This window comes from Janthinobacterium sp. CG_23.4 (assembly GCF_029892305.1).
Classification (GTDB): Bacteria; Pseudomonadota; Gammaproteobacteria; order Burkholderiales; family Burkholderiaceae_D; genus Janthinobacterium; species Janthinobacterium lividum_D.
Map to the genome: position 1 here is coordinate 2,566,938 of NZ_JARXUX010000001.1, position 26,082 is coordinate 2,593,019.

Consider the following 26,082-nt stretch of genomic DNA (forward strand, 5'->3'; position numbering starts at 1 on the left):
AGCAAGCTTGCTTTACGTCAAGTAGCTACGGCGCACAACAGCGACTCTTGTGCAAGGTCCGCCGGAAAACCCGGCAAGCGACCGGCGCAGCGCCATAGAACGCGCAGCATCGAGGCATGATGGCCGCCGCCTGAAAGAAAAAAACCCGCATCGCTGCGAGGTTTTTCACTTCCAGGGCCAGGCAATCAAGCAAAAAGTTTACCCTTGAGCATATTCAAGCCCTGGCTGACGAGGTCATTGCCTTCTGGCTATTGAGTTCGGCACAACATGCAAGCGTCAATGTTCGGCAGCCCACCCATGTGGGCGCGCTCTTTTATGCCAATCCTTATGCCAGCCCTTATGCCAACCCTCTTGCCAGCCATCTAGCGACTGGCATGCCACCCGCCATGAGGCCCTATTGGACACGCCGTTGACCCTGCCCGGCATTTGCTGGCCCCTGCAAGCGAGTACTGGCCATCTTGCCGTCACCAGCACCCACATCACGGGCCACTTTCACGCCGGCGCGGGCGAAGACGCCATCGTGCTGTGCGCCCTGCTGCCGGCCGGTAAATTTCGCAATGGCGCGGCGCGCCACTGGTGCCGCACACATCAATGCTACTGGGGCACGCAGGCCGACCTGGCCGATAAGCTGGCAACGCAGCTGCTGCGTTGCCGCCAGCATGCCAGCCCCATGGGCTATATGCTGTATCCGCCGCTGTTCGACCCCGCCCGCTTTCACGCCAGCACCTTGCGCCTGGGGCCGGACGGCTTGCTGCAACTGCGCGCCAGGGCCGATGACGGCGACGCCCTGATGGCGCACGACACGGCCGCGTTGGCCATCGACTGCCGCGCCCTGCCCGGTCTCTTCCCGCCCGACATCGTGCAGCTCAATATCACGCCACCGGCAGCGCATGCCTATGTGGCCGCATTGCAGGCCGGCGCAGCGCTGGACTGCAGCGACTGCACCCGCTGCGGCCATCCGCACCTGGACCTGGGCAGCTTCGCGCTGGCCCCGCACCGGCGCCACAGCTGCGGCCAGTGCGGCCATGACGCCTCGCATAGCGCCACGCCTATCGTCTCGTCGCCGCTGTGGCGCTTGCGCCAATACGCCTTGCGCAACCGCACACGCATCACCGAATGGCTGTGACAGTGCGCGCTGCCATCGTCGGGACTACGCTGGCAGCGATCCTCGTTCGGTAATATGCACAGGACGTGACGGATTTGTTGCACGCCATCGTTGTGGCGGGTCTGTCAGCACTACAGCAGTCGTGAGTAAGGTGAGTAAGGTAAGTAAAGCAAGATGCAAGGAAGTCCATTTCGGCCTTGGCCACCTTTTCTGTGCTTGCCCTGTAGCGGCATCGGGCGCATTTCGTGTTATCGTTAACAACAAGAACGGTCACTGGTGTGTGCAGTGCAGCAGATTTCAGCCATCGCCCAGCACGGCCTGCCCGAATCTCTTACTATCTCGCCTTTGCGCAGTTCTTATCGCCCGCAAATACGGCCGGCCATCGCCTCTGGTGGCGCTTGGCCAGCTTCGGCTGGACTTCCGGCTGGGCCACAGCGCCTCTCCACCCAATCATTGTTTACCCGAGCAACTAGAACATGCACGCCTCCGTAGATCCCCTGATACCGCGCATTACCGCGCCTTTTGGCGCCGGCTATGCCGACCTGGCCCTGGCCCTCGGCGGCCTTGCCATCGGCACGGGCGAATTCGCCTCCATGAGCATCTTGCCCGTGGTGGCAGACGACCTGGGCACAAGCTTGCCGCAAATGAGCCACATGATCAGCGCCTATGCGCTGGGCGTGGTCATCGGCGCGCCGCTGATCACGATCTTCCTGGCGCGCATGCCGCGCCGTCTAATGCTGATCTGTCTGATGCTGATGTTCGCTGGCGGCAACTTGCTCAGCGCCATCGCCCCGAACTACGGCTTGCTGGTGGTGGCCCGCTTTGTGGCCGGCATCCCGCATGGCGCGTATTTTGGCGTGGCAGCGCTGGTGGCGGCCGCCCTGGCCGAACCGGACAGGCGCGGCCAGGCCGTGGCGCGCGTCCTGATGGGTTTGACGGTCGCCAATATCTTCGGTGTGCCGCTGGCCACGTATATCGGCCAGACTCTGGGCTGGCGCTCGGCCTTCTTGTTGGTCGTCGCGCTGGGCTTGCTGACCATGCTGATGGTGCGCATCTTCGTGCCCATGGTGGCTGCCGGGGATGCCAGCCCGCGCCGCGAGCTGGGCGTGTTCCGCCGCCTGCAAGTATGGCTGACCCTGCTGATGGTGGCCATCGGCTTCGGTGGCATGTTCGCCGTCTACACCTTCATCACGCCCACCTTGCTGGAAATTACGAAAGTGTCACCCCTCGTCATCTCCATTTTGCTGGCCATCATCGGTGTCGGCATGACCCTGGGTAATTTGATCGGCGGCTGGCTGGCCGACCGCTCGCGCCTGTGGACCATCTTTGGCGTGCTGCTGTGGAACGTGGCCGCGCTGGCGGCCTTCACCTACTCCAGCAGCAATGTCTGGCTGACGGCGATCAACCTGTTCGCCATCGGCGCCGGCATCGCCGTCGCCCCTGCCGTGCAAACACGCTTGATGGACGTGGCCGGCGACGCACAAACGGTGGCCGCCGCCCTCAACCATTCCGCTTTTAACATCGCCAACGCCCTGGGCGCGTGGGCCGGCGGCATCGCCATCGCCACGGGCATGGGTTTGCGCTCGACGGGCTGGGTCGGCGCGATGCTGGCCTGCGGCGGCATCGTCGTGCTGGGTATTTCCGTGCTGGTGGAAAACCGCAGCCGTCAACAAGGCAGCGCCCAAGCGGCATAAGGGTTGCGCCATGCAGCTGCCTGCCAAGGCGGCTGCATGGCGCATCGCCCGTTGCGGCGTTGGCCGCCTCCGCCAGCAAGCCTTGCAGCAATGCCACGCTGCACCATCCCTCGTCAATATTTTCCAGACTGCAGCGCGCGCACGGCCGCTGGCAGATGCCGGCTGTCTGCGCTGGGCGTTTCCGTGCGCCAGTACGCCAACTGAGCACTCATGGGCTCAAGCGGTCAATTCCATCAAATGCAATTAACTTGCAATAGCAAGGTCTGCAAGCTACTATTGCAACCCTGTTGCATTGACACCATTGCGCTGCGTCTGCATTCGACGCCAGTACCCCATCCCGCTTTTTAGAGATTTTTATGCGCCATCACGTATTCGCAGCTGCCATGCTGTCTACTAGCCCGCTCGCTTACGCGGCAGAGGACATCACCGTGCAGAGCATCAACGTCCGGGCAGACAAGCCTACGGCCATCGACAACATCGTTGTCGTCGACAATACACAAGCCCAGAACAGGACGCTGGGCGGCATGCTCGAACATGTCTCTGGCGTGCAAAGCAGCGCCTTTGGACCGCATGCGGGCGCGCCGGTAATTCGCAGCCTGAGCGGCAGCCGCGTGCAGATCCTGGAAGATGGCCAGTCCATCCTCGGCATGAATGCGCTCAGTGGCGATATCAATATCGCGTTTGAGCCGCTTTTCGTGCGCAGCGTCACCGTCAACAAATCATCCGATAGCGTGCGTTTCGGCGGCAATGCGATCGGCGGCAGCGTCGACGTCGATTCCGGCCTCATTTCCAGGACCATGGAGAGCACGCAAAAGAACCTGGAATTTGTCCTGCGCAAGGGCTACAACGATACCGACGCCCAGGGCTTGCGCATGAACTTCAACGACCAGCAGCACTTCTCGACCAATTTGCAGATGTCGTTCCAGAAAATCGCGCATTACGCTATTGCTGGCAACAGCAAGGCAGGCGTGTGCAACAGCCAGCTATTTCCTGCGCAGGGCGGCGTGAATATTTTTTTATCCGATAGTTGCCAAAAGGAAGCGCGGATCCAGCAGGTCTACAACAAGGCTTCGCAGCCCTTTATCGATCAATTCATGACAGAAAATCCGGACTGGGCGGACGGTGATTTTTCCTTCTACACCAATAAGCCGACGTCCGTCTGGCAGCGCAAGACCTACGTCAACCCGGCTAACCCCGCTTATGTCGCAGGTACGCCATCGATGACCCAGAACAAGATCAACAAGGATGTAACGCCCGATTACCATGGCACCCTGGGCAATAGCTATGCCAGCAATTCCCACTTTGCCGTCGGCAGCACCTATTTTTTCGATCGTGGTTACGTGGCAGTCAGTATCGATACCAAGAATAGCGCGTATGGCGTGCCCGGCTTTTCCATGGAAAACAAGTCTTTCGGCGCGAAGTATGACGCGGCGCTGCCTGTCGGCGTGGTGATACAGCAGGATAAATATGCGCTGGAAGCGCTTCTGCGAGAGCCCGTCGCCTATATTGAAAGCGCGCAACTGCGCGTATCTCGACTGAGCAATGCATCGGCAGAACTTCTTGGCTCTGCCAGGGCGAATGACTACCGGTTCGACACCAGGCAAGCCGAGCTCATGCTTGCGCACCGGCGCGCAGGGCCCTTGAGCGGCTCGCTTGGCCTGAGCCACAAGGCCAGAGATATTGCCGGTAGCGGCTCGCAACTTTACCTTCCCGATGCAAGCACCATGAGCCGCGCGCTATTCGTCAAGGAAAGCCTGGACTTCGACTGGGCCACCTTCGATGCGGGCTTGCGCCATGAAAAAGTGGAGCACGAGATCCGCAAGAGCGGATTCAAGACCTCGAGAAATGCGAGCAATTCCCAACTCAACGACAAGGCGTTCAGCCTGAACAGCTATAGCCTGGGGGCCTCGGCCAAGCTAGGCCAGCTTTTCGGCGCGAAGCTGCGCTATACCGACTCGGAAAGAGCGCCCGATATCAACGAGTTGTATGCAAGCAATCGGCACTATTCGATCCTGGCCCAGGAAGAAGGAAACCAGAACCTCAAGGCAGAACGTGCAAGCAATACCGAACTTACCGGCTTGTTCGGCAATGGCGGCTTCAAGTTGTCGGCAACGGGCTACGTCATGCAGTACGAGAACTATCTCTACCTTGGCCACTCGGGAGCCCAAATGGCAAACCGCCTGCCCTTGAAGTATTGGAAGCAGACCGATACGACGGTCAAGGGATTCGAGCTCGACGTGTCACAGGACGTGCAACTTGGCAACTACGGCAAGCTCAATCTCTCCGCATTTGCCGACCTGGTCAAGAACAAGGCAGACAATCCGGACAAGCTGCGCGCGCATAACGACGGCGAGTATCTGCCCAATATGCCCACCAACCGCTACGGCGCGAATTTGCTGTGGCAAAACAAGGGCTGGAAGGCCAGGGTTTCCAGCACTTACTATGCCAAGCAAAAGTATCTGGGCAAAAGTGTCGGCACGGAAGTGCCGCTCGACTGCTACACCATGCTGAACTTTCAGCTGAGCCGCGAACTCCAGGTGCCCAATTCACCGTTTGCCGGAGTCGAAGTGTTTATCAGCGGCACCAACTTGCTCGATGAAGATGCCAGGGCGCACAATTCGCCACTGAAATACATTGCGCCCTTGCCAGGCCGCAGCTTTCAAATTGGCTTGAGCGCCAGGCTTTAAGGCACGCGGGGGCCGCTGTGGTTGCCGTCGCCGCTGACGGCCGCGCCATCGCTGGCGCGCGCCCTGAAGGTCAGACCCTGGACCTGGCTTTTGGGTTCAGCTTAAACCGCACTATCCCACGGCGCCGACAACCTCACGGCGCAATTGATCAAGCCCACCATCGAGTACGTCTGCGGGAAGTTACCCCACATTTCGCCCGTCACCGGGTGCGTGTCTTCCGACAGCAGGCCCAGGTGGTTGCGCGCCTTTAGCATCGTTTCGAAGATCTTGCGCGCCTCGTCTTTCCTGCCGATGCGCGCCAGGGCGTCGATGCGCCAGAAGGTGCAAATGTTGAAGGTCGTTTCCGGCTTGCCGAAGTCGTCGGGCGCTTCGTAGCGGCGCATGTAGGGGCCGTCGCACAGCGACGCTTCGAGCGCGTCGACGGTAGCGATGAAACGCGGGTCCATCGGGTCGATGAAGTTCACTTCCGCCATCAGCAAGACGGAGGCATCAAGGTCGTGCCCGCCCAGGCTTTCGGCAAACGCCTGACGCTCCTCGCTCCACGCTTCGCGCAGCAGGCGTTCGCGGATCAGCACGGCGCGGCTGTTCCAGTGGTCGGCGCGCTCCGGCAAGCCCAGTTGATGGGCGACCTTGGCCAGGCGATCGCAGGCGGCCCAGCTCATCAGCATGGACGAGGTGTGGACCCGGGCGCGCGTGCGCAACTCCCACATGCCCGCGTCCGCCTGCGCATGCAGCCTGAAAGCCTGTTCGCCCACGGCTTCGAGCGCGGCAAACTCGGCCTTGCCGGCCTGGTGGAACAGACGCTGATCGAGGAAGGACTGCGCCGCGCCCAGCACGATATTGCCGTAGACATCATGCTGGAAGTGTTCCTGTGCCTGGTTGCCCACGCGCACGGGACCATTGCCGCGGTAGCCGGGCAAGTGGGCTAACGTCGATTCCGGCAATTGTTCTTCCAGGCCGATGCCGTACAGGGGCTGGATATGCCCGCCCTTCGAGCGGGCGACGATATTCGTCAGCCAGCGCAGATACTCTTCCATCGTGCCCACTTCGGACAGGCTATTGAGGGCGCGCACGACAAAGAAGGCGTCGCGCAGCCAGCAATAGCGGTAATCCCAGTTGCGGCTGCTGCCCGGCGCTTCGGGGATGCTGGTAGTCATGGCGGCGATGATGGCGCCCGTATCTTCATATAGAGACATTTTCAAGGTGATGGCGGCGCGGATGACCACGTCTTGCCATTCCAGCGGCACGGCCAGGCGGCGCGTATAGCTGCGCCAGTAATTGATGGTATCCTTTTCAAAGATGCGCGCCGTCTCGTCGATGCCGCCGGCCAACGTTTCATCAGGCCCCAGCAAGAAGTTGGCCGTGCCACCCAGCACGAAATACGTTTCGCTCAGCACATAGTTGAGCGAAACATCCGTGTTCAGGCGCAAGGTCTGTTCCGGCCCTACATAGCGGATGTGGTGGCTGCCCTGCGTGATCTGCGGCGCCAGGCGGCCCCAGTCGTAGCGGGGGCGCAAGCGCACCCGGATGCGTACGGCCTGATCGAGCGGACGCACGCGGCGTATCAGCATCAGCGGGCGGAACATGCGGTCACGGCTGAGGAAACGGGGCGCGAAATCGGTGATTTCCACGCCGCGCCCCTCGGTATCGTACAGGCGCGTGCGCAGCACGGCCGTGTTCGGCTCGTAGCATTGCTCGCTGCGCGCGTGGTTTTCAATGTCGATGCCCCACACGCTGCCGTTTTCCGTGGCATCGAGCAAGCGGTTGAAAACGGGGTCGCCATCGAAACGGGGCAGGCAGGACCAGACGACCTGCCCTGCCTGGTCGATCAGGGCACTGAAGGCGCAATTGCCCACCACGCCGCAGTTGAGGCTAGCCTGGGCGGGCGTGACCGGTGCCGACGCACTCGCTGCGCCAGCGGCGCAAGCGGCCAGCGAGCCGGCAGCGCCGCTGGGCGTGTCATACGCTTGTTGCGGAGATTGCATCATCATCTGCTCCTTATGAGGAAATGGCGGCAGCCAGCAGCGCGGCGCGCAAGGCGCCCGGACTGGCCAGACGCAGGATGGCGGCGCTGGGACCGCTGCCCACTTTGACGCCCTGCCCACGAACTTGTTGTACAAAGGCAAAACCTGCCTCGTCAGTGGTGTCGTCGCCCGCGAACACGGGCCGGCGGCCGGCGAATGGCGCTTCACGCATGAAGGCGGCGATGGCGCCGCCCTTGTCGCTGGCGGCCGGCTTGGCTTCCACGACCATTTTGCCATGCAACAGCAACAACCCCGGGCACGCTTGCACGGCGGCCGTCATTTCCTGCGAGCACAAATGTTCGAGTTCCGGTGCCAGGCGGTAATGCAGGGCGACGGCGCCCCGCTTTTGTTCCACCAGCAAGCCTGGGTGGGCAGAGGCCAGCGCCAGCGCGCGCGCCAGCACGGATGAGACATCGGGCGTAGCGGCCACATGCAGCGCGCCATCCGCGCCGCGCCGCTCCACGCCATGCACGCCCGCCACCGGCAAGAGCAGCGGTGCCAGCATGGCATCGATCTGCGCCACGGGGCGCCCGGAAATGAGCGCCAGCGCGCCGCCATGGCGCTCGGCCAGCAGGGCCAGCGCCTGCACGATGCCCCCTTCCAGGTGCACGCCATCGGGCGTGGGCGCCAGGTCGACCAGGGTACCGTCGAAATCGAGGAAGACGGCGCTGCCAGGCTTGCTCAGCAGTTGCAGTACGGCGGCGCTATCGTCAGGCATCTGCATCATCAGATCCCCTTGCGCCGCTTGCGGCGGCTATGGGCATCGATCTTGCTCATGACTTTGTCGCGCTGACGCAAACGGGCGGCATCGAGCAGCATGCGCCCGGCCCAGCGGTAGACATTGAAATGTTTGACACGCGCACGCATGCTCTTCATGCGCTCGCGCTGCTCCACGGGCGGCATCGACAGGCCGCGGTACAGGGCCTCGGCGCCTTGCTCGATGTGATATGGATTGATAATCAGCGCTTCATGCAGTTCGCGCGCCGCGCCGGTGAACTGGCTCAAGACAAGCACGCCCATCTCATCGTCGCGCGCGGCGACGAATTCCTTGGCCACCAGATTCATGCCGTCATGCAAGCTTGTCACCATGCACACTTCAGAAGCGCGGAAATAGCGCTGCAAGTCTTCCTGTCCATGCTGCTCGGCTTTCAACAGGATGGGGACATAGCTGCCGCTGCCGAAGCGGCGGTTGATGCGCTCGACCATCTTGCGCACGCGCGCATCGAAACTTTGATATTCGTCTAGCGAAGCGCGGCTGGGGGCGGCGATTTGCACAAAAGTAAAATGGCCAAGCATGCCAGGCTGCTGTTCGAGCATGCGCTCGACGGCCTGGAAGCGCTCGACGATGCCTTTCGTGTAATCGAGCCGATCCACACCGATGCCCAGCAAGTGATCGGGTGCCACACCCAGTTCGGCACGGATTTGCGCGCGGCAAGTGGCTGCGTCAGGCTGCTCGCGATGCTCCTCGGGCCAGGCGATGGAAATCGGGTAATCCTCGACCTGCGTCATCTCGCCGCCATAGGAAATCGTCGACGCTTCCGGCGCGATGCGCGTTTCCAGGTAGCGGTCTACCGTTTCGAGGAAATTCTTGCGGTGGAATGGCGTGTGGAAGCCCAGGATCGTGCTGCCCAGCAAGCCGTCGAGAATTTCCTCGCGCCACGGACAAATGCCGAACGATTCCGAATTCGGCCAGGGGATATGCCAAAAAGTAATAATCGTCGCTTTTGGCAAGGCTTCGCGCACCATGCGCGGCAGCAAGGCAAAATGATAATCTTGCACCAGCACGACAGGGTTGTCCGTCTTCGCCTCGGCGATCACCGCTTCGGCAAAGCGGCGGTTCACTTTGACATACTGCTCCCAGTCAGAGGAGCGGAACACGGGGCGCACGTGGGCAATATGGCACAGCGGCCACATGCCTTCATTGGCAAAACCATAATAATAGCCTTGTTCTTCCTCTTGCGTCAGCCATACGCGGCGCAAGGTATAGCTGGGATGATCGGGTGGCACTGGCACATGGTCGAATTTATCCACCGTTTCGCGGTCGGCGGAACCGGCGCCATGTGCGATCCAGGTGCCGGAACAGGCGCGCATCACCGCTTCGACGGCCGTCACCAGGCCGCTGGCCGGGCGCTGCACGCTGATGCCCGTGTCCGTCATGGTGTGGATGTACGGTTCGCGGTTCGATACCACCAGCACTTGATCTCCCGCCAGGTCTGCTTCGAGCAAGCCGCGCAGTTTTTCCGGCGTCCACTCCGAGTTCCAGCCACTGTCGCCCTGGCGCTCCAGATGGTATTGCTGCAGCAATTCGCGCAAGTCGCCGATCAGCGGCTGCATTTCCGGCGGCGGCGCGGCGCCGACGGGCGCATTGGCGCTCTGGACGGCCATGGCGCTGCGCGGCATCAATTCCCCCCGCAACATATCCTTCACGCCCGACAGCCAGCCGCGCCAGCTCAGGTGAGCGACGCACACGCTTATCAGGGAAATGAGCACGGCCAGTACGGCCAGGAAAGCAAAAATGAAGCGCTTGGTATCGGTATTGCGGCGTTCGACAAAACGCATGTCCTGCACCAGCACCAGGCGCCCCAGCTCGGTAGTATCCTGTATGACCGGCGTTTCGCTGAGGTGGACTTGCCCCTGCGGCAGTTGCGCCAAGGATTTGTACAGACCGCCCGCTGAAGGCGTGCTCCAGCAGCCGATCGAGGCCGGGTATTGCGCGGATTGGTAGACCAGGTGGCCGGCATGATCGCAAAAGCCGATGGCGATCAGGCGTTCATCACGCATGGCGCCCTGGAACAACGCGCCGATGCGCGTGGCATCTTGCGCGGGCAGGGCTTCGCTGAGCGAGGGGCGCAGAGTTTCAGCGAGCAATTGCGCCCGGCTGTCGAGGTCACGCACATACCAGCGCAGGGTGATGTTGTCGAGCAGCGGCACCACAATATAAGCAAACAATCCCAGCACCAGAGCCAGCGGCAGGATGAAACGCAAAGACATTCGCAGTGATCGTACTATCATCGTTTTCCTTTGCAGACATAAGCAAACATTGCAAGTATGACTATATTGCAAAAATGGCGGCGCCGGTTTGCAGGCCGTGTTGAAACGTCAACGTGGCTTGGCGCAGCGCAGCAATAACTTGCAGTATCGACCTTGCCGCAACTCTTATCCGTTCGGCAACGCACGTCCCTGCGAGCTCACCTGCCCGTAAAATAGCCGCTTCCGGCAGCCATTTCACTGACACAGAAGGAGTTTTCGCCTATGGATCTCAGCACGTTTCACTCACTGATGGGAGGCCCGCTGCGCTCGGCGCTGAGCGTGCTCGTTTCGGCCCTGCTGGTCACCGTGCTCGCCATCGGCTTGCACCGGGCTGGCATCGGCTTGCTGAAAAAACTGGCCCATGGCCGCCCGTTTACCACCAATGTCACGCGCGTGGCTTTCCGCGCCAGCCAGCTGTGCGTGATCGTCTTCGGCTTGCGCATGGTGCTGGCCGGTGCGCCCGACAACACGCCGGGCTTGGTCGCCGTGTCGCACCTGGCCAGCGTGGCGCTGATCATCGCGCTGACCTGGCTAGCCATGCAATGCATCAAGGCGCTGTCCATCACGATTTCCGACATCCACCCCGTCGACGTCGCCGACAACCTGCGCGCGCGCCGCCTGATCACGCAAGCGCGCGTACTGACGCGCAGCGCGCACGCCATCGTGGTGATCCTGGGCCTGGCCTTCGTGCTGCTGACCTTGCCTGGCGCGCGGCAGATCGGCGCCAGCCTGCTCGCTTCGGCCGGCGTGGCGGGGCTGGTGGCCGGTATCGCCGCGCGCCCCGTGCTCGGCAATTTCATTGCAGGGCTACAAATTGCGTTTTCGCAACCCATCCGCATCGACGACGTGCTGATCGTCAATGGCGAATGGGGCAAGGTCGAGGAAATCAAGGGCACCTACGTGGTCGTGCGCGTGTGGGACGAGCGCCGTTTGATCGTGCCGCTGCAGTGGTTCATTGAAAATCCGTTCGAGAACTGGACGCATAGCTCGTCCGCCCTGCTGGGCACGGTGTTCCTGTGGCTCGATTTCAGCATCGCGCTCGAACCGCTGCGCGCCGAACTGACGCGCATCTGCGAGTCGGCCAGCCAATGGGATGGCCGGGTCTGCACGGTGCAGGCGACCGATTCGAACGAGCGGGCCGTGCGCGTGCGCTTTCTGATCAGCGCGCAAGATTCTGGCCTGGCCTTCGAATTACGCTGCATCGTGCGCGAGCGAATGCTGGCGTTTATTACGGCCAACTTCCCGCACGGCCTGCCCCGCTTGCGCTCCTCACACGACCCGATCGAAGTGCGCGAAATGCAGGCGCAAAACGACAGCGTGTCGCGGTACATGGCGTAAACATCGTGCGGCGCGCTGCCCCTTGTCCACGCGCCGCTGCCATGGGCCGCAATAGCACCACCGCCTGGCTCATCCTGATCGATGGTCTGCTGCTGGTGCGCGAACGGGCCGGTATCGGCATTGGCGTCGTCATCTTGTCCATCGTCGCGTACGGCCTGACCGTCCACCCCCTGCTGGAACGCTACTGGCGCAAATCAGCACGGGCCAGATCCCTTTGCATTTGCTGTAAAGCAATGTTTCGCCAATTGCACCTACGGCGGGCGGAAATGTTGTTAAGATAATTAAAAACAAGCAAAGAGAGCATCAATGAAACGAAGAAGCATGCTGCAACTGGGCGTCTCACTGGCACTGCTGCAAACGGGCTGCGCCACCGATCCGACAACGCTGGCGTGGGAAACGCAATTTGACGCCTTCATGCGCGATGGCCTTGCCCGTACTGAAACGCCGGGCATGAGCGTGGCCGTGGTGCGCGGCGAGCAAACCATCTTCGCACGCGGCTATGGCTGGGCCGATATCGAGGCCAGCAAGAAGGCCGACGCTAACACGGCGTTCCATATTGCCTCCGTCAGCAAGCTCGTCACGGCGACGGCCGTCATGATGCTGCTCGAACAGGGCGCCTTCCAGCTCGACGACAAGGTGGCGGCCTATCTGGACTTCCCGCTCATGCATCCGAAATTTCCCGACGTGCCCATCACCTTTCGCCATTTGCTCAACCATACGTCGGGCATTTCCGATGCCGTATACGAAAAAACGACGGCGTTTGCCGTGCAGGGCGACCCGCGATTACCGCTGCGCGATTTCGTCAAGGGCTACCTGTCGCGTGGTGGCGCCTGGTATGACGCCGATATGTCGTTTGCCGCCCGGCCTGGCACCGAGTGGCGCTACAGCAATGTGGCTATCGCCCTGCTCGGCTATCTGGTGGGCCGCTTGAACCCCGATGGCCTCGACGCCTACGCGCACGAGCACCTGTTCGAGCCGCTGGGCATGGACAGCACGGCCTGGAACCTGGCCAGCTTGCCGCGCCGTACGGTCGTCGCGCAGCCGTATGCGCACAAAGAACCGGGCCTGCAACTGCTGCCACAGGTCGGCTATCCAGACTGGCCGGCCGGCCTGCTGCGCAGCTCGGCGCATGACTTGGCCCGTTTCCTGGCCATTTTCAGCAATGGCGGCCGGGTCGATGGCCGCCGCTACCTGCAAGATTCTACCCTGCAATTATTTTTTGCCCCGCAAACGGCGCCCGTCGTACCGGCCGATTCGTCCGTGCGCCAAGCCTTGGTGTGGCAGCTGCGCGATGTCGACGGCAAGGCGCTGGCCACGCACAGCGGCGGCGATCCGGGCGCCGCGTCCGTCGTCTGCGTCGACCGCGCCAGCAAGACGGCCGTGCTGGCCTTCGCCAATGTCAGCGCCGACAAGGAATTTCGTTCATTTCAGAAAGAAGTCGTGCTGCGCCTGCTGGCGCATGGCGCCGGCGACCAGGCAAGGCTAGGCGCCGAACCAGCCGCGCAGCTTCTCGGCGGCGCTTTCCTTGACCTCGGCCGTGATGTAGGTGGCCACCGTGGCGACGGCCGCCGCGAGCACGGCCAGGTCATCCGCATAGCCGATCACGGGCGTGATGTCGGGAACCGCATCGATGGGTGAAATGAAATAGCCGAGCGCGCCATAAATGGCCGTCTTGGCCCACAACGGGGTATTTGGCTGCTGGGCCGCGTAATATAGCCACAGGGCTTTCTCGATGACTTCGCGTCCCGCCGTCCTGGCGAACTTGACGACCTTGTCCCAAAAGCTGTCTTGCGTGTATTTCTTTGCATACTGCTTGTCGGCCTGGGGGGCGTGATTTTCTTCCAACTTCTTTTTTCTGCCAAACATCTGCTGCTCCTGTCTAATGCGCAAGCCGTTACGCATGCGCACCTTAGCATAACGGCGCGCCGGGTAGGCCGCATGCAAGCTTGGCTCAAGCCTGGCGCCCCGGCTGGGGCTGGAGCTTGACTTGGCACTGGCGCGTGAGCTCGTGGGCGAAGCTGCTGCAGACCGGCAAGCCGGCTTGGCCGGCATCGCGCGCCACGGCGGCTGGCGCGGCGGCGCTCTCCGGCGCATCGCCGGGAGACAGCAGCGTGGCCGCCAAAATAGCGAAGGTGAACAGGCAAATGAGCAGCAATGGTTTGTTTACGTGCATCGACTGCTCTGGCTTGTGCATCGCGTACTCCATCGGATTGCTTGGTTGTTGTAGCATGGAACCGATCATCGCGTGTTTCCGCAGGGCATACAATCAGACAGTTTCGACAAGATGGGTAGGACAATGCTGACAATGCTGGCAGCGCCGGCCGCAGCAACGTCAGGATATGGGCGTGCAGGGCCTTTACCTGCAGCCTGCCCGGCGTCGCTTGCACGCTGGCCTCAGGCAGGCAAGTCGGACAATTCCAGCTCCGAAAAGCCGGCCCGGCGCCGTGCCTCGAGGTTGAACGGGCCGCGCAGGGTGGGCGCTTCGTAGCGCAGCGCCAGCGCGGCGTAGGTGGCGCGCAATTCCAGGCCACGCTGCTCGCACAGGTAGCCGTACCAGCGGTTGCCGATTTCCACATGCCCCACTTCATCGCGCAAGATGATGTCGAGAATGGCGGCGGCGGCCATGTCTCCGGCCTGCGCCAGCTTGGCGCGCAGCGGCGGAATCGCGTCCAGGCCACGCGCTTCCAGGGTGCGCGGCACCAGCGCCATGCGCGCCAGCACGTCGGCGCGCGTCTTGTCGACCATTTCCCACAGACTGTCGTGGCCGGGGAAGTCGCCATAAGTATGGCCGAGCACCTGCAGATGCGCCTGCAGCATGGCAAAGTGCGTCGCTTCTTCCTTGGCCACGCGCAGCCAGTCCGTATAGTAGTCAAAGGGCAAGTCCGGGAAGCGCCACAGGGCGTCGAGCGCCAGGTTCATGGCATTGAATTCAATATGCGCAAGCGCGTGCACCAGCATGGCGCGCCCTTCCGGCGTGATCATCGAGCGCCGCCCGACCAAGCGCGGTGGCACCAGTTCCGGGCGCTCGGGACGGCCCGGCACGGCGCCGCCGGGCACCAATGACGCTTGCGCATCGAGCGCCAGCTGCGCTTCGGCCATGGCCGCCACCATCGCCACCTTCGTCGCCGGGTCCGGTTCGAGCAGGCAAGCGAGCGCAGTGGCGCGCAATTCCGGTGGCGGTGTCGGGTTCAGTGGGGGTGGCTGCATGGGAATTCCTTCGTGCGCGTCAACTGCGCATAAACAATGAGGCCTGCAGTGTAGCAAGTGCCTGCCCCACCAGCCAGTGCTGCAGGCACTTGCCGGTCCAGCCGATGCCGCCGCAGCAGCGGCCATACTGCACCAGGCGCGCAGGCGGGCCAGGCCGGCATCAACCGGCGACGGCAGCCAGCAAGGCGCGGCCATGCACCACATAGGCCACCATTTCTTGCTCCGGCACCATGCTGCCGCCCGTGCCCCACACCAGATGCGTGGCAGTATCGCCGTGCTGCTGGTATTGCGGCGCGGCCAGCACGGGCTCGATCCCCGCGAAACCGGCCACGGCGGACGGTTCCAGGCGCAAGCCTTGCGTTTGCGCAAGCGTCGCCAGCAAACGGTACAGCTCGTCATCCGTGACGGTAGCGTAACCGTCGATCAAGCGCTGCATGGCCCGCCCAACGAAACCGGACGCGCGTCCCACGGCCAGGCCATCGGCAGCCGTCAGGTTGTCGATGCCGATTTCCTGCACGCTGATGCCTTCATGCAAGCCCGTGTACACGCCCAGCAGCATGCACGGCGAGTGGGTCGGCTCGACAAACACGCAGTGCACAGCATCGCCAAAGGCCAGTTTCAAGCCAAAGGCCACGCCGCCGGGACCGCCACCGACGCCGCATGGCAAGTACACGAACAGGGGATGCTGCGCATCGACTATGACGCCGTTTGCGGCGAACTGCGCTTGCAGGCGCTGGCCCGCCACCGCGTAGCCGAGAAATAAATCGTGCGAGTTCTCATCGTCGACGAAGTGGCAGCGGGAGTCGTTCTGCGCCTGCCTGCGCCCCGCTGCCACGGCCACGCTGTAGTCGGTCGCGTATTCGACGACGGTGACGCCGTGGCTGCGCAATTGATCCTTTTTCCATTGCCGCGCGTCAGCCGACATATGCACGGTAGCGCGAAAGCCCAGGCGCGCGCTCATGATGCCGATCGACAAGCCCAAATTGCCCGTCGAGCCGACGGCGATTGCATACTGGCCGAAAAACGCCCGCACGGCGTCGCTGGCGAGCAGGCTGTAGTCATCGTCCTCTTGCAATAAACCGGCGTCCAGCGCCAGCATTTCCGCGTGTTTCAGCACTTCATAGATGCCGCCGCGCGCCTTGATCGAGCCAGAAATGGGCAAATGGCTATCCTGCTTGAGCCATAACTGACCGCTCGGCATGCCCAGCGCCGCCTGCATGGCGGGCAACGGCACGACGGGCGACTCGATGACGCCGCCGCTGGCCTGCGTTTCCGGGAATGCCTTGGCCAGGTAGGGCGCGAAGCGCGCCAGGCGCGCGCTGGCGTCAGCCACGTCAGCGGCCGTCAAGCCCACGTCGCACAAGGCCTCGGCCGCCGGCGCGATGCCAGGATTGAACCAGCTCAAGGGCTGCAAGGCCATCAATGCTGTCACAAGGGGAAACTTTTCGCACAGCGCGGCGATGGCGGGAATAGGCAGCATGACAACCTCGTGTAGAAACAAGCCATGATTAAACCGCATCCGGGTGCCGCTGGAAAACGATGGTTAATCAGACAATGGGGAGCCGGAAGCGCCTGCCAATAGCTAAATTTAATTATTGAATGCACTATCAATTAAAGAAAAATTTCCACAAAGTCACAAAAATAAGTTATCTTTAAGGCAAAAATAAGGAGACATTTTTTTCTCTTTTCTACCGAGGTAAAAATGCGTTCCAAAAATGAGAAAACCAATGCTGCGAATATGGACATCCTCGACTGCGCAAGGCAAGACGATTTGACGGCCCAAAAGGTCGAGGTGGGCGTTATTTTTCAGGAAATGCTCGATACCGCCACGGCTGCCGCCTATCTGGCCAAGAACAAAGTGCCGATCGCCACTGCGCTGCGGGTGCTGACAGGATCACGGCGCAAAAAGAACGCAGGCGAAAATTGATGGCGCTGCGGCGGCTTACTCGGCGCTGGCGCTCGATAATCGACACCGCACGCACGCGCTGCCATTATTCAAGACACGCCGGGTGGGTTGCCAGGCACGTTGCTGGCAGCGTTGCCGCACTTGAGGCCATGCGCACTTAGTCACGCACATCTGCCCCTGCTTTGTCTTTGCGACGAAACCTGAGGCGGGCGCCTTCCGCAGCGGCTGCAGGAAGGCGCCCGCTGATTACGCCCTTAGAACTTCAGTTGCAGCCCAAGATCAATCGACCGGCCCTCGGCCGGCAAGGCTTGCAGCACGCCGCCGTTCGCCTTCAGACCCGACAGATACACGCCCCCCAGCGGGTCCGAGTAGGCGCGGTTGAACAGATTGCTGACGCCGGCGCTCAGGCTGGCCATCTTGCCCAGCGCTACGCTGCTGCGCAGATTGACGAGGGCATAGCCGCCCGTCGCGGGCTCAAAGCGACGCGCATCGACCTTGTCCTTGCGGGCAACCATCTTCGTTTCGATGCGACTGCTCCAGGCGCCCAGCGTATGCTCGACAGCCAGCAAGGCATTGAACGGCATCATGCGATACAGGTCGCCGCCATCGCTGCGCTTGCCCCGCGTCCAGGCAGCATTGCCCGAGGCCACGATGCGCCCCCGGCGCGCGCTGCTCGCTAGCGGCAACTGCCACGCCATATTGGCGCCATACAGCTTGGCATCATGGTTGGCAAAGCGCAGCAAGTTGCCATTCGCACCCATTTTCATATACGGATGAAAAGACGCCAGCACATCGACGTCGATGTAATTGTCGACCTTGCTGTAATACGGGTTCACGCGCAGGAACCAGCCCTCTTCGCCGCCGCCATGCCAGTCGGCCGTGAAGGCCGCCGTATGGGCCGTTTCGGCTTTGAGGTCGATATTGCCCACGTAGCCGTTGCCGTCGCCAAACCAGTTGGTCATGGTCATGGCCATGGAGCCGCGGCCCCATGAGTAGCGCTCGTACAGATTAGGCGAGCGCACCTTGCGCGCCAGCGCGAATGCATAGTCGCTGGCCGCGTCCGGCGTGAAGGTGGCTTGCGCCATGGCATCGATGTTCGTATCGCGCTGGCTGCGGCTGCGCGCATTGAAGGCCTTGGCGGCCATCAGGTCGGGCATGTTCATCATATTGGTGCCATATGCTTGCACCTCGCCCGTGTCCATGCGCACGGACTCGCCGCGCAAGCCCAACACACTCGTCCAGCGCGCAGCATGGCGCGTTTCCAGTTCAGCAAACAGCACGGTGCGGTCGCGCTTGCCATCGTTGATGTTCAGGTACGTGCGCGGCCCCATCATCATCGAACCGGGCACGGCCGGCCAGTAATCGTCGAGGCGCAAGCCATGCCACTCCTGCCCCAGGCGCAAATCACCGGCAGCGGTCGGCACGCTAGCCATCAGTGCATAGCCGGTGTTGCGGCCATGCGTCAGCATCGGCATCGTGCCCTTGCGCTCGGCCGAGAAAAAGCCCATTGCATGTTCGGTCTGCTGCCAATAGGCGCGCGCATCGAACACGCCCCAGGCAAATGTGCCCTGGTAAGCGAGATTGGCGAACTGGCCGTGGTTGTCCGTCATGTCCATATACTGGCTGGGAAAGCCCTGGTAGGGAATGTGCTGCACGCCGGCGCGCAGGGTCAGCTGCTGGCCCTGGCCTTTTGCCGCCAGTACCATGGCCTGGTTGATGCTTTCATACATGCTGCCCAGCACCTTGTTGCCGTGCCCATCGTCATAGCTATGGCCGCGTGTATAGGCGCCGCTGTAGCCGACGCTCAGGCTGTCGCTGGCTGCTGCGGCTTGCACGCTGGTGGCCACGCTATTGTTGACGCTGCGGCCAGACACGGCAAAACTGCCTTGCGTCAACAGCCCTGCGCCCGGCTGGGCGAACACGGGCGCGTTCGATTGCACCTCGATACTGCCGGCGATGCTGTCGCCACCGACGCTAACGGGCGTCACGCCAGCGATCAGGCGTATGCGCTGCACTTGTTGCGGATCGATGTAGGACAGCGGCGCATTCATGTGATTGGCGCAGGCCGACGTCAGCTCCATGCCATCGATACGGATCTTGATGCGGTCATCGGCAAAGCCATTCACCACTGGCAAGCCGGACACGCCGCCGCCTGCCGCCACGCTGTAGCCGGGCGTGCTGGAGAGCAGCAGCGCCGTGTCGGCGACGGGGCGGTAGCCTTCCTTGACGCCAGCAACGATGACTTTCATTTCAGGCAAGACGATGGTCTCTGCGTCACTGCGGGTTTGCGCCACGACGGGCATGGCGATGGCGAGGGAAATCAATAACGGTATATGTTTCATGCTGCTGCTTTCAGATTCTGTAGAGGTAAAGCGAACGGACGCAAGCGCACGACGCACGCGGCGCAAGGCAGTTCAGGAATTCAAGAAAAAGGACAGATCAGAAAGCGGCGGGCGGGCCACGCGGCTGGACGGGCGTCCAGGCGAACAGGGGCGTGGCCGATGGATAGAATAGCTCGGGCAACAAGCCCGTGATGAGTTCGCCGGAAACGCGCACCAGGGAGCTCGGCGGCATCGACAAGGTGTCGGCATGCATGCTGCAGCAGGGGCAGTCGGCCATGCGCATCGCCGATTTTTCAGGCGCGGAAGATTCTTGCGTGCCGTCGCCCATGGGCATAGGCATAGCTTGCAGGCGCAGGCCGCCCGCCACCGAGCAAATTTCCAGGCTGGGCAAGGCCAGGCCGCTGGCGAGCGTCAGCGCGCGCGACACCGTAGGGGCGAGCGTGGCCAGGAAGATGGCGATACACGCGATCCACAGGACGATACTAGCTTTGCCTTTGCTGATGAACATGGCAACATAATATCAGGGCAAGCACCGTGAGCCCAGTGCGCAGGTCAAGCCGCCACGACAAATCCGCCGTCTTCGACAGCTTGATGGCGCGCGGCGCACCGGACGCACGGTGTCGACGCGTCAGCGCCACATCGGCGGCGTCGGCAGCATCGGCAGCAACAGTTATCGAGGGTAGCTGTTATCACATGAATACGTTTTCATTTTGCAAACGAGGCCGCAAAAAGGCATACTGACGGCCACGGCGCGCAGATATGCCGCCTAACAAGATACTAAAAGGTCAGTTCGTGAACACAATCGACAATAAAAGCGTGCAGACGAAAACATTTCGCTGGAAACGCTGGCAGCGCTGGCAGCGCTGGGCCTTAGGCGCGGGTTGCGCCCTGGCCGCCTACAGCGCGGCCGGCTTCTGGCTGCTACCCTACGTCATCAAAAACCAGCTGCCCAAATTGGCCGAGAAAGAACTCGCGCACCGGGCCAGTATCGGCGACGTAGGTTTCAACCCGTTCACCTTGCGCCTGGAAGCGCAGCGGATTACCTTGACGCAAGCGCCCGGCGTGATTGCCAAGAGCGGCTTGAGCGGATCGAGCGACACGCACGGCACGCCGCTGCTGTCGATCGGCGCGCTGGCCGTCCAGCTGGAATGGAAATCCATCGTGCGCCGCGCCTGGAGCCTGGCGGAAATCCGCATTACGGCGCCGCAAGCGCAGCTGACCATCACGCCCGATGGCAAGTTCAACTTGGCCGAACTGCTGGCCACCTGGCAACGCCGCCACCCGGACAAGAGCGACGGCGCCATGCCGCGCCTCGTCATCGCCCACTTTGCGCTGGAACAAGGCAAAGTGGACTGGCAAGACCAGAAAGCCGGCTATGCGGACAACTTCGCGCCGATCAACTTTACGCTCGACAATATCTCCACCCTGCCCGACACCAACGGCAACTACAGCCTCAGTGCCGACGCGGCGCGTGGCGGCAAGCTGCATTGGCGCGGCACGGCCTCGCTCAGCCCGATCCGTGGCGAAGGCGAACTGATACTGAACGACGCCTCCCTGCCCGGCTTGGCCGCGTATTTGAAAGCTTATACGCGCGCCAGCGTCGTCAGCGGCAAGCTGTCGGCGCGCCTGCCCTACGCTTTTTCTTATGCCGAAGGCAAGCTCGAAGCGACTGTCAAAGGCGCTGGCCTGGCTTTGCGCGACCTGGCGTTAGCGCGCGACGGCAAAGGCGCAGCATTCACGTCGCTAAATACTTTAGGCATCGCCGGCGTCAACGCCGACCTGGCACGCCACAGCGTCAGCGTCGATAAAATCAATCTGTACGGCGGCAAGATGGCCGTGCGCCGCGATGCCAAGGGCCAGATCGACCTGGCAAACCTGATGCTGCCTGACCATCACCGATCGGCAACATCGGCAACACCGGCAGCATCAGCCGGCGCGCCGGCGGCGCCAACCACCGCTGGCAAGTGGACGGTGGACTTGAAACAGCTGGCACTGGCCAACGTGGACGTGTCCGCCATCGATGAAAGCGTCACGCCGGCGCTGCAACTGAGCGCGAAACAATTGCAACTGCAGCTGCAATTGGCGATGCAGCAAGGACAGGCGGGAAACAGCATCATTGTCGATGGCGTCAATTTTAGCCTGGCCGACCTGGCCATGCAGCGCGGCGCGCAAACGCCGTTCAAGCTGGCCCGCTTCGGCTTTACGCAAGGCAAAATCGATGTGGCGGCGCGCACCATCGACCTGGGCGCGCTGACGGCCAGCGGCGCGCAAATCGATCTGACGCGCAACGGCCAGGGAGAGTTCGCGATTGCGCAAAAACTGCCCGCATTTACCTCTGCCGCAACTATCACAAACAAGGCAGCGCCAGCCGCGCCGTGGTCCGCCAAGGTAGACCAGGTAGAACTGAGCAAGTTCGGCGCCCGTTTCGATGACGCGGGTACTGGCATCAAGGGCAACTTGCAAGATGCCCGCCTGTCTCTGCGCAACGTCAGCAGCGATATGCGGCAGGCGCTGCCGTTCGAGCTTGGCGTGGGCTTGCGCGAAGGCGGCTTGCTCGCAGCCAAGGGCAAGTTCGTGCCAGGCTCGGGCGCCGTCGATGCGCAACTGCATCTGCAACAGCTGACCTTGCTCCCCCTGCAAGCGCTGCTGGCGCAGCACGTGAAACTGACGCTGGCGGGCGGCTCGCTATCGGGCAACGGCCGCCTGACGATGGGCGGCGGCGCAGCAAAAGCGCCCAAGGTCCAGTATGTGGGCGGCGTCGATATTGCCGGCCTGGTACTCAATGAAACCGATGGCAAGCGCTTCGCCTCATGGAAAAGCGTGCGCGCCGACAAGCTGACGGCCAGCGTGGGTCCCGATTTTGTCGACATCCCCGAACTGCGCGTGGTCGAGCCGAACGCCCAGCTGATCATCGAAAACGACCGCAGCCTGAACGCGCAGCGCCTGCTGATCAAGGCCCCGGCCCCGGCCCCGGTCCCGGTCCCGGCGCCAACAACGACAATGGCAACGGCGACGGTCCCACTTGCCAGCGCCACGCCGGCCGCCGACGCCGCCTTCCCCGTGCGCGTGCGCCGCGTGCGCCTGGAAAATGCCAAGCTGGACTTTGCAGACCTGAGCTTGCGGCCCCAGTTCGCGGCCAAGATTTATGCATTGAATGGCCTCGTCACGGGCCTGTCGACGCAAGCCGATGCACGCAGCCAGATCGAACTCGATGGCCGCATCGACGAATTCGGCATGGCCCGCGTGCGCGGCCAGCTGAACCCGTTCGCGCCGACCGACAACACGGACTTGAACGTGCTCTTCAAGAACGTCGATATGGTCGCCGCCTCGCCGTACACGGTGAAGTTCGCTGGCTACAAAGTGGCAGAAGGCAAGATGTCGCTCGATTTGCAATACAAGGTGCGCAATCGCCAGCTCGACGGCAGCAACCAGATCGTGCTCGACAAGCTGACCCTGGGCGAACGCATCGACGGCCCGGATGCCCTCAAGCTGCCGCTGACACTGGCGCTGGCCATCCTCAAGGATAGCGACGGGCGTATCGAACTGGGCTTGCCTGTGTCGGGCGATATGAATGACCCGCAATTTAGCTATGGTGCCTTGGTCTGGAAAGCCGTGGGCAATGTGCTGACGAAAATCGTCACGGCACCGTTGCGCGCGCTGGGCAGCATGCTGGGCATCAGCGCCGACAAGCTCGATGCCATCGAATTCGATGCAGGCAGCGCCGTGCTGCTGCCGCCCGAGCGCGAAAAACTCAAACAGGTGGCGCACGTCCTGGCCAAGCGCGAACAGCTCAAGCTCGCCGTGCCGGGCCAGTACAGCGACACCGATGCCAGCGCGCTGCGGGCCCAGGCGGTGCGCCGCAGCGTCATCACCAAGGCCGGCATCAAGCTGAAAACGGGTGAAGAAGCGGACGAAGCAGCGGGGCCGCTGGACTTGGGCGAACGCAAGATACGCAGCGCCCTGCGCGAGCTATACGGCGAGCGCTTCGGCAAGGCTGCGCTCGAGCAGCAAAAGAAGGCGGCGCAGGCCGCTGCCACTGTGGTGGTGGCCGCAGCCGCATCGGCCAGTGCCACAGTCGGCGCCTCGGCCAGCGCATCAGCGAGCGCATCGAGCACGGCGGCAACGGCCAACATCGCCGTTCTGCAACGCCTGGGCAAGCTGATCGAGGGTGAGCCGCAAGTGGCCGATACAGGCGCGTTCTACCACGGCCTGCGCGAGCAGCTGGAAGCGAGTCAGCCGCTGCCTGCCGACGCCTTGGCGACACTGGGCGCGCAGCGCAGCGCGGCGATCTTGGCCGCCTTGCAGCAAGACGGTACGCCGGCAGCCAGGCTGAACGCAGGCGCGCCGGAAAAAACGCCGGCGGCAACAGGCAAGCTGGTGCAACTGACGCTGGGCTTGGCGGCACAGTAAAAAGCCTTAATATGCCGCAAGCTAGCGCAACCTGGCGCAACCTTCCGCAAGACAGCGCAAGACAGTGTCTGCGCGCCGATAATCTGACACCGTCGCCGCAGGCTGGCGCCGGGCTTGACCAGCCCGGCACCAGCCTGCAAGACTAGCTTTCCACGGCAAACGGTACGCCCGTCTGCGGCGGCAAGTCCACCCCCATTGCATTGCCTTTGCGGTGCCCATGCCCGTGCGAACTTTCGCCTCAGCAGTGGGCACGGTGTTTTGCTGCGCCGGTCGATGACGGGCGCCAGTCGCGAGGTGCTGCGCCGGCAAGCGCTTGGCCCATCAAAGATGGCTACGCGATGTTGGTTTTTCGTCACAACCGATACTCCCTGCATCGCGCCCCTCACCCGTCAATGTCGACACACAAAATAAGTAATGCGAATAACAAATTTCTCGAATAAATTGAATTTTTGCCGTAAAATGAAAATTGATAAGCCTGGAAACCGATTTTCTTGATTTTCAACCTACACGTGGAGCGCCACTCATCATGACCATCGCCAAACGCCTGTATGCCTTGATTGTCTGCGTCATCCTTGGACTTGCCGCGCTGGCAGGCTTCAGCATCTATCAAATGGGGCGCGTCTACACGGCGGCCAGCTATGCCACGGTCAACACCGTTCCCAGCTTGCTGACCTTGAACCAGATCTTCGTCCCTTTCGCACAGATGCGCACGGCCGTCTGGCAACATATGGCCAGCAAGGATGGTGCCGCACGCGACAAACTGGAAGCGGGCATCAAGGAAGCGCGTGCGGCAGTCGGCCAGGCTTTGGACAAATATGAGAAAGAGAATATTTCCGACGAGCAAGACAAGGCGCTGCTGGCCGCGGAGCGCGCCATCCTGTTGCGCTACGACGGCCTGCGCGACAAGGTCATGGCCCTGTCGAAGGCGGGCAACACCGACGCGGGGCGCGACTTGCTGCTGCAGAACCAGCCCTTCATCAAGGAACTGGTCGAAGCCCTCGACGCCCACCAACGCTACAACGAAAAACTGGGCAATATGGGCTCGGTCGATGCCGCCGCCACTGCTGCCAGCGCGCGCTGGATGTCGATCAGCCTGGCCCTGGCCGTGACGGCCCTGGCGGCCGGCATGGGCTTGCTGCTGGCGCGGCGCATCGTCGCCGCGCTCAATAGCGCCGTCGGTGCAGCCCGCACCATCGCTGCTGGCGACCTTAGCGTGCGCATCAGCGCCAGCTCGAACGACGAGGTGGGCCAGTTAATGACCGCCATGGCCGACATGAACCAGAGCCTGGTGCGCATCGTCTCCGAAGTGCGCTCCGGTACGGAGACCATCAATACGGCTTCGAGCGAGATCGCGGCGGGCAACCTGGACCTGTCCGCACGCACGGAACAGCAAGCGGGCTCGCTGGAAGAAACCGCCTCGGCCATGGAGGAATTGACGGCCACCGTGCGGCAAAACTCGGACAATGCGCGCCAAGCCAAGCAAATGGCCGTCAGCGCCTCGGAAAAAGCGGTGCGCGGCGGCGAGGTGGTGGGTGACGTCATCCGCACCATGGAAGCGATCGACAGCTCATCGAACAAGATCGCCGACATCATCAGCGTCATCGACGGCATCGCCTTCCAGACCAACATCCTGGCCTTGAATGCGGCCGTGGAAGCGGCGCGCGCCGGGGAACAAGGACGCGGCTTTGCCGTCGTGGCAAGCGAAGTGCGTAACCTGGCGCACCGTTCGGCGGCGGCCGCCAAGGAAATCAAGACGCTCATCAGCGATTCCGTGGAGCAGGTGGGACAAGGTGGCAAGCTGGTTCAGCAGGCCGGTGCGGCCATGCAGGAAGTGGTCGACACGGTACGCAACACGACCGACATCGTCAGTGAAATTTCGGCCGCCAGCGCCGAGCAAAGCACCGGCATCGACGAAATCAACCGCGCCATCACGCAGATGGATGAAGTCACGCAGCAGAATGCGGCGCTGGTGGAAGAAGCGGCGGCGGCATCGCAATCGTTGCAGGAGCAGGCGGGCACCCTGGCCGGCGTGGTCGGCGCCTTCAAGCTCGATCATGATCAGGTCGGCGCGGTACCACAGAAGACGCCGGCGCGCCAGGCGCCAACGGCCTCGCAGCCTGCAGCGCGCAAGGCGGTGCCGCCCAAACTGGTCGCCCAGCGCACGTCTGCCACTGCCGCTGCCACGACTACCGCCACTAACCATTCCCGCAGCAAACCGAGCACCAATGCCGACGGCGGCGACTGGGAACAATTCTGAACCAAGCACCACGCTGTATCAGCGGCATCGATCGTTCTGGAGCATCATCATGACATACGTTTTCAATCACGCTCATTACACG

The 26,082-nt window shown here is 62.4% G+C and carries 17 protein-coding genes and 1 pseudogene; 9 read left to right on the forward strand and 9 right to left on the reverse strand.

Features of this window, described 5'->3' with window-relative positions; genetic code table 11:
• The first annotated feature begins 397 nt into the window (after positions 1-397).
• From H4V96_RS11590 to H4V96_RS11600, 3 genes are all read left to right on the forward strand, one after another.
• A complete protein-coding gene (locus H4V96_RS11590) occupies positions 398-1,126 on the forward strand; it encodes a hypothetical protein (protein ID WP_196855155.1) in 729 nt (242 codons plus the stop codon).
• Positions 1,127-1,581: 455 nt separating this feature from the next.
• Positions 1,582-2,799 (forward strand): MFS transporter, encoded by a 1,218-nt coding sequence (locus H4V96_RS11595; protein WP_196855154.1) that lies wholly within the window; start codon positions 1,582-1,584, stop codon positions 2,797-2,799.
• 383 nt (positions 2,800-3,182) lie between these two features.
• The gene (locus tag H4V96_RS11600) at positions 3,183-5,486 is read left to right on the forward strand and encodes a TonB-dependent receptor (protein WP_280720941.1); all 2,304 of its coding nucleotides are present in this window, start codon (positions 3,183-3,185) and stop codon (positions 5,484-5,486) included.
• A 101-nt stretch (positions 5,487-5,587) separates the two neighbouring features.
• Here H4V96_RS11600 and H4V96_RS11605 read toward each other — a convergent pair whose 3' ends face one another.
• The 3 genes from H4V96_RS11605 to H4V96_RS11615 are packed head-to-tail and all read right to left on the reverse strand — an operon-like array spanning position 5,588 to position 10,501.
• Positions 5,588-7,474 (reverse strand): glycoside hydrolase family 15 protein, encoded by a 1,887-nt coding sequence (locus tag H4V96_RS11605; protein WP_196855227.1) that lies wholly within the window; start codon positions 7,472-7,474, stop codon positions 5,588-5,590.
• A gap of 10 nt (positions 7,475-7,484) precedes the next feature.
• On the reverse strand, positions 7,485-8,237 hold the full coding sequence (otsB, locus tag H4V96_RS11610; protein WP_070347290.1) for a trehalose-phosphatase: 753 nt from the start codon (positions 8,235-8,237) through the stop codon (positions 7,485-7,487).
• Positions 8,237-10,501, reverse strand: a complete 2,265-nt coding sequence (locus H4V96_RS11615) for a trehalose-6-phosphate synthase (RefSeq protein WP_280720942.1) — start codon at positions 10,499-10,501, stop codon at positions 8,237-8,239. The genes otsB and H4V96_RS11615 overlap by 1 nt, the downstream gene beginning before the upstream one ends.
• Before the next feature lie 261 nt (positions 10,502-10,762).
• Between H4V96_RS11615 and H4V96_RS11620 the strand changes: the two genes are divergently transcribed.
• The 3 genes and pseudogenes from H4V96_RS11620 to H4V96_RS11630 form a co-directional block, all read left to right on the forward strand.
• A complete protein-coding gene (locus H4V96_RS11620; protein WP_280720943.1) occupies positions 10,763-11,878 on the forward strand; it encodes a mechanosensitive ion channel domain-containing protein in 1,116 nt (371 codons plus the stop codon).
• A gap of 41 nt (positions 11,879-11,919) precedes the next feature.
• Positions 11,920-12,159 (forward strand): hypothetical protein, encoded by a 240-nt coding sequence (locus H4V96_RS11625; protein ID WP_196855150.1) that lies wholly within the window; start codon positions 11,920-11,922, stop codon positions 12,157-12,159.
• A gap of 133 nt (positions 12,160-12,292) precedes the next feature.
• Positions 12,293-13,291: pseudogene (locus H4V96_RS11630) on the forward strand (serine hydrolase domain-containing protein); the annotation flags it as partial.
• Positions 13,292-13,360: 69 nt separating this feature from the next.
• On the opposite strand, the gene H4V96_RS11635 reads toward H4V96_RS11630, so the two are convergent.
• The 4 genes from H4V96_RS11635 to H4V96_RS11650 form a co-directional block, all read right to left on the reverse strand.
• Positions 13,361-13,744, reverse strand: a complete 384-nt coding sequence (locus tag H4V96_RS11635; RefSeq protein ID WP_050855926.1) for a DUF1232 domain-containing protein — start codon at positions 13,742-13,744, stop codon at positions 13,361-13,363.
• An 85-nt stretch (positions 13,745-13,829) separates the two neighbouring features.
• Positions 13,830-14,108 (reverse strand): hypothetical protein, encoded by a 279-nt coding sequence (locus tag H4V96_RS11640; protein ID WP_142303388.1) that lies wholly within the window; start codon positions 14,106-14,108, stop codon positions 13,830-13,832.
• A 164-nt stretch (positions 14,109-14,272) separates the two neighbouring features.
• A complete protein-coding gene (locus H4V96_RS11645) occupies positions 14,273-15,085 on the reverse strand; it encodes a ferritin-like domain-containing protein (protein WP_070347295.1) in 813 nt (270 codons plus the stop codon).
• A gap of 160 nt (positions 15,086-15,245) precedes the next feature.
• Positions 15,246-16,565, reverse strand: a complete 1,320-nt coding sequence (locus H4V96_RS11650; RefSeq protein WP_196855149.1) for a D-serine ammonia-lyase — start codon at positions 16,563-16,565, stop codon at positions 15,246-15,248.
• 258 nt (positions 16,566-16,823) lie between these two features.
• Here H4V96_RS11650 and H4V96_RS11655 point away from each other — a divergent pair, with 258 nt between their 5' ends.
• Positions 16,824-17,012 carry a hypothetical protein gene (locus H4V96_RS11655; RefSeq protein ID WP_142303389.1) on the forward strand — a complete coding sequence of 63 codons (189 nt, stop codon included), beginning with the start codon at positions 16,824-16,826 and terminating at the stop codon, positions 17,010-17,012.
• A gap of 233 nt (positions 17,013-17,245) precedes the next feature.
• On the opposite strand, the gene H4V96_RS11660 is transcribed toward H4V96_RS11655, so the two are convergent.
• Entirely contained in the window at positions 17,246-19,333 is a 2,088-nt protein-coding gene (locus H4V96_RS11660; protein WP_196855148.1) for a TonB-dependent receptor, read from the reverse strand.
• 97 nt (positions 19,334-19,430) lie between these two features.
• Positions 19,431-19,841, reverse strand: a complete 411-nt coding sequence (locus tag H4V96_RS11665) for a DUF2946 domain-containing protein (protein ID WP_196855147.1) — start codon at positions 19,839-19,841, stop codon at positions 19,431-19,433.
• A gap of 284 nt (positions 19,842-20,125) precedes the next feature.
• On the opposite strand from H4V96_RS11665, the gene H4V96_RS11670 reads away from it, so the two are divergent.
• Both H4V96_RS11670 and H4V96_RS11675 read left to right on the forward strand, forming a co-directional pair.
• The gene (locus H4V96_RS11670; RefSeq protein WP_280720944.1) at positions 20,126-23,743 is read left to right on the forward strand and encodes a DUF748 domain-containing protein; all 3,618 of its coding nucleotides are present in this window, start codon (positions 20,126-20,128) and stop codon (positions 23,741-23,743) included.
• A 526-nt stretch (positions 23,744-24,269) separates the two neighbouring features.
• Positions 24,270-26,000, forward strand: a complete 1,731-nt coding sequence (locus tag H4V96_RS11675) for a methyl-accepting chemotaxis protein (protein ID WP_196855145.1) — start codon at positions 24,270-24,272, stop codon at positions 25,998-26,000.
• The last annotated feature ends 82 nt before the right edge of the window (positions 26,001-26,082 follow it).

Excerpts from the sequence above, each read along its gene's own strand:
- H4V96_RS11595 (WP_196855154.1), top strand. The coding sequence starts at position 1,582 with ATGCACGCCTCCGTAGATCCCCTGATACCGCGCATTACCGCGCCTTTT.
- H4V96_RS11600 (WP_280720941.1), top strand. The coding sequence starts at position 3,183 with ATGCTGTCTACTAGCCCGCTCGCTTACGCGGCAGAGGACATCACCGTG.
- H4V96_RS11605 (WP_196855227.1), bottom strand. The coding sequence starts at position 7,474 with ATGATGCAATCTCCGCAACAAGCGTATGACACGCCCAGCGGCGCTGCC.
- otsB (WP_070347290.1), bottom strand. The coding sequence starts at position 8,237 with ATGATGCAGATGCCTGACGATAGCGCCGCCGTACTGCAACTGCTGAGC.
- H4V96_RS11615 (WP_280720942.1), bottom strand. The coding sequence starts at position 10,501 with ATGTCTTTGCGTTTCATCCTGCCGCTGGCTCTGGTGCTGGGATTGTTT.
- H4V96_RS11620 (WP_280720943.1), top strand. The coding sequence starts at position 10,763 with ATGGATCTCAGCACGTTTCACTCACTGATGGGAGGCCCGCTGCGCTCG.
- H4V96_RS11625 (WP_196855150.1), top strand. The coding sequence starts at position 11,920 with ATGGGCCGCAATAGCACCACCGCCTGGCTCATCCTGATCGATGGTCTG.
- H4V96_RS11635 (WP_050855926.1), bottom strand. The coding sequence starts at position 13,744 with ATGTTTGGCAGAAAAAAGAAGTTGGAAGAAAATCACGCCCCCCAGGCC.
- H4V96_RS11640 (WP_142303388.1), bottom strand. The coding sequence starts at position 14,108 with ATGCTACAACAACCAAGCAATCCGATGGAGTACGCGATGCACAAGCCA.
- H4V96_RS11645 (WP_070347295.1), bottom strand. The coding sequence starts at position 15,085 with ATGCAGCCACCCCCACTGAACCCGACACCGCCACCGGAATTGCGCGCC.
- H4V96_RS11650 (WP_196855149.1), bottom strand. The coding sequence starts at position 16,565 with ATGCTGCCTATTCCCGCCATCGCCGCGCTGTGCGAAAAGTTTCCCCTT.
- H4V96_RS11655 (WP_142303389.1), top strand. The coding sequence starts at position 16,824 with ATGGACATCCTCGACTGCGCAAGGCAAGACGATTTGACGGCCCAAAAG.
- H4V96_RS11660 (WP_196855148.1), bottom strand. The coding sequence starts at position 19,333 with ATGAAACATATACCGTTATTGATTTCCCTCGCCATCGCCATGCCCGTC.
- H4V96_RS11665 (WP_196855147.1), bottom strand. The coding sequence starts at position 19,841 with ATGTTCATCAGCAAAGGCAAAGCTAGTATCGTCCTGTGGATCGCGTGT.
- H4V96_RS11675 (WP_196855145.1), top strand. The coding sequence starts at position 24,270 with ATGACCATCGCCAAACGCCTGTATGCCTTGATTGTCTGCGTCATCCTT.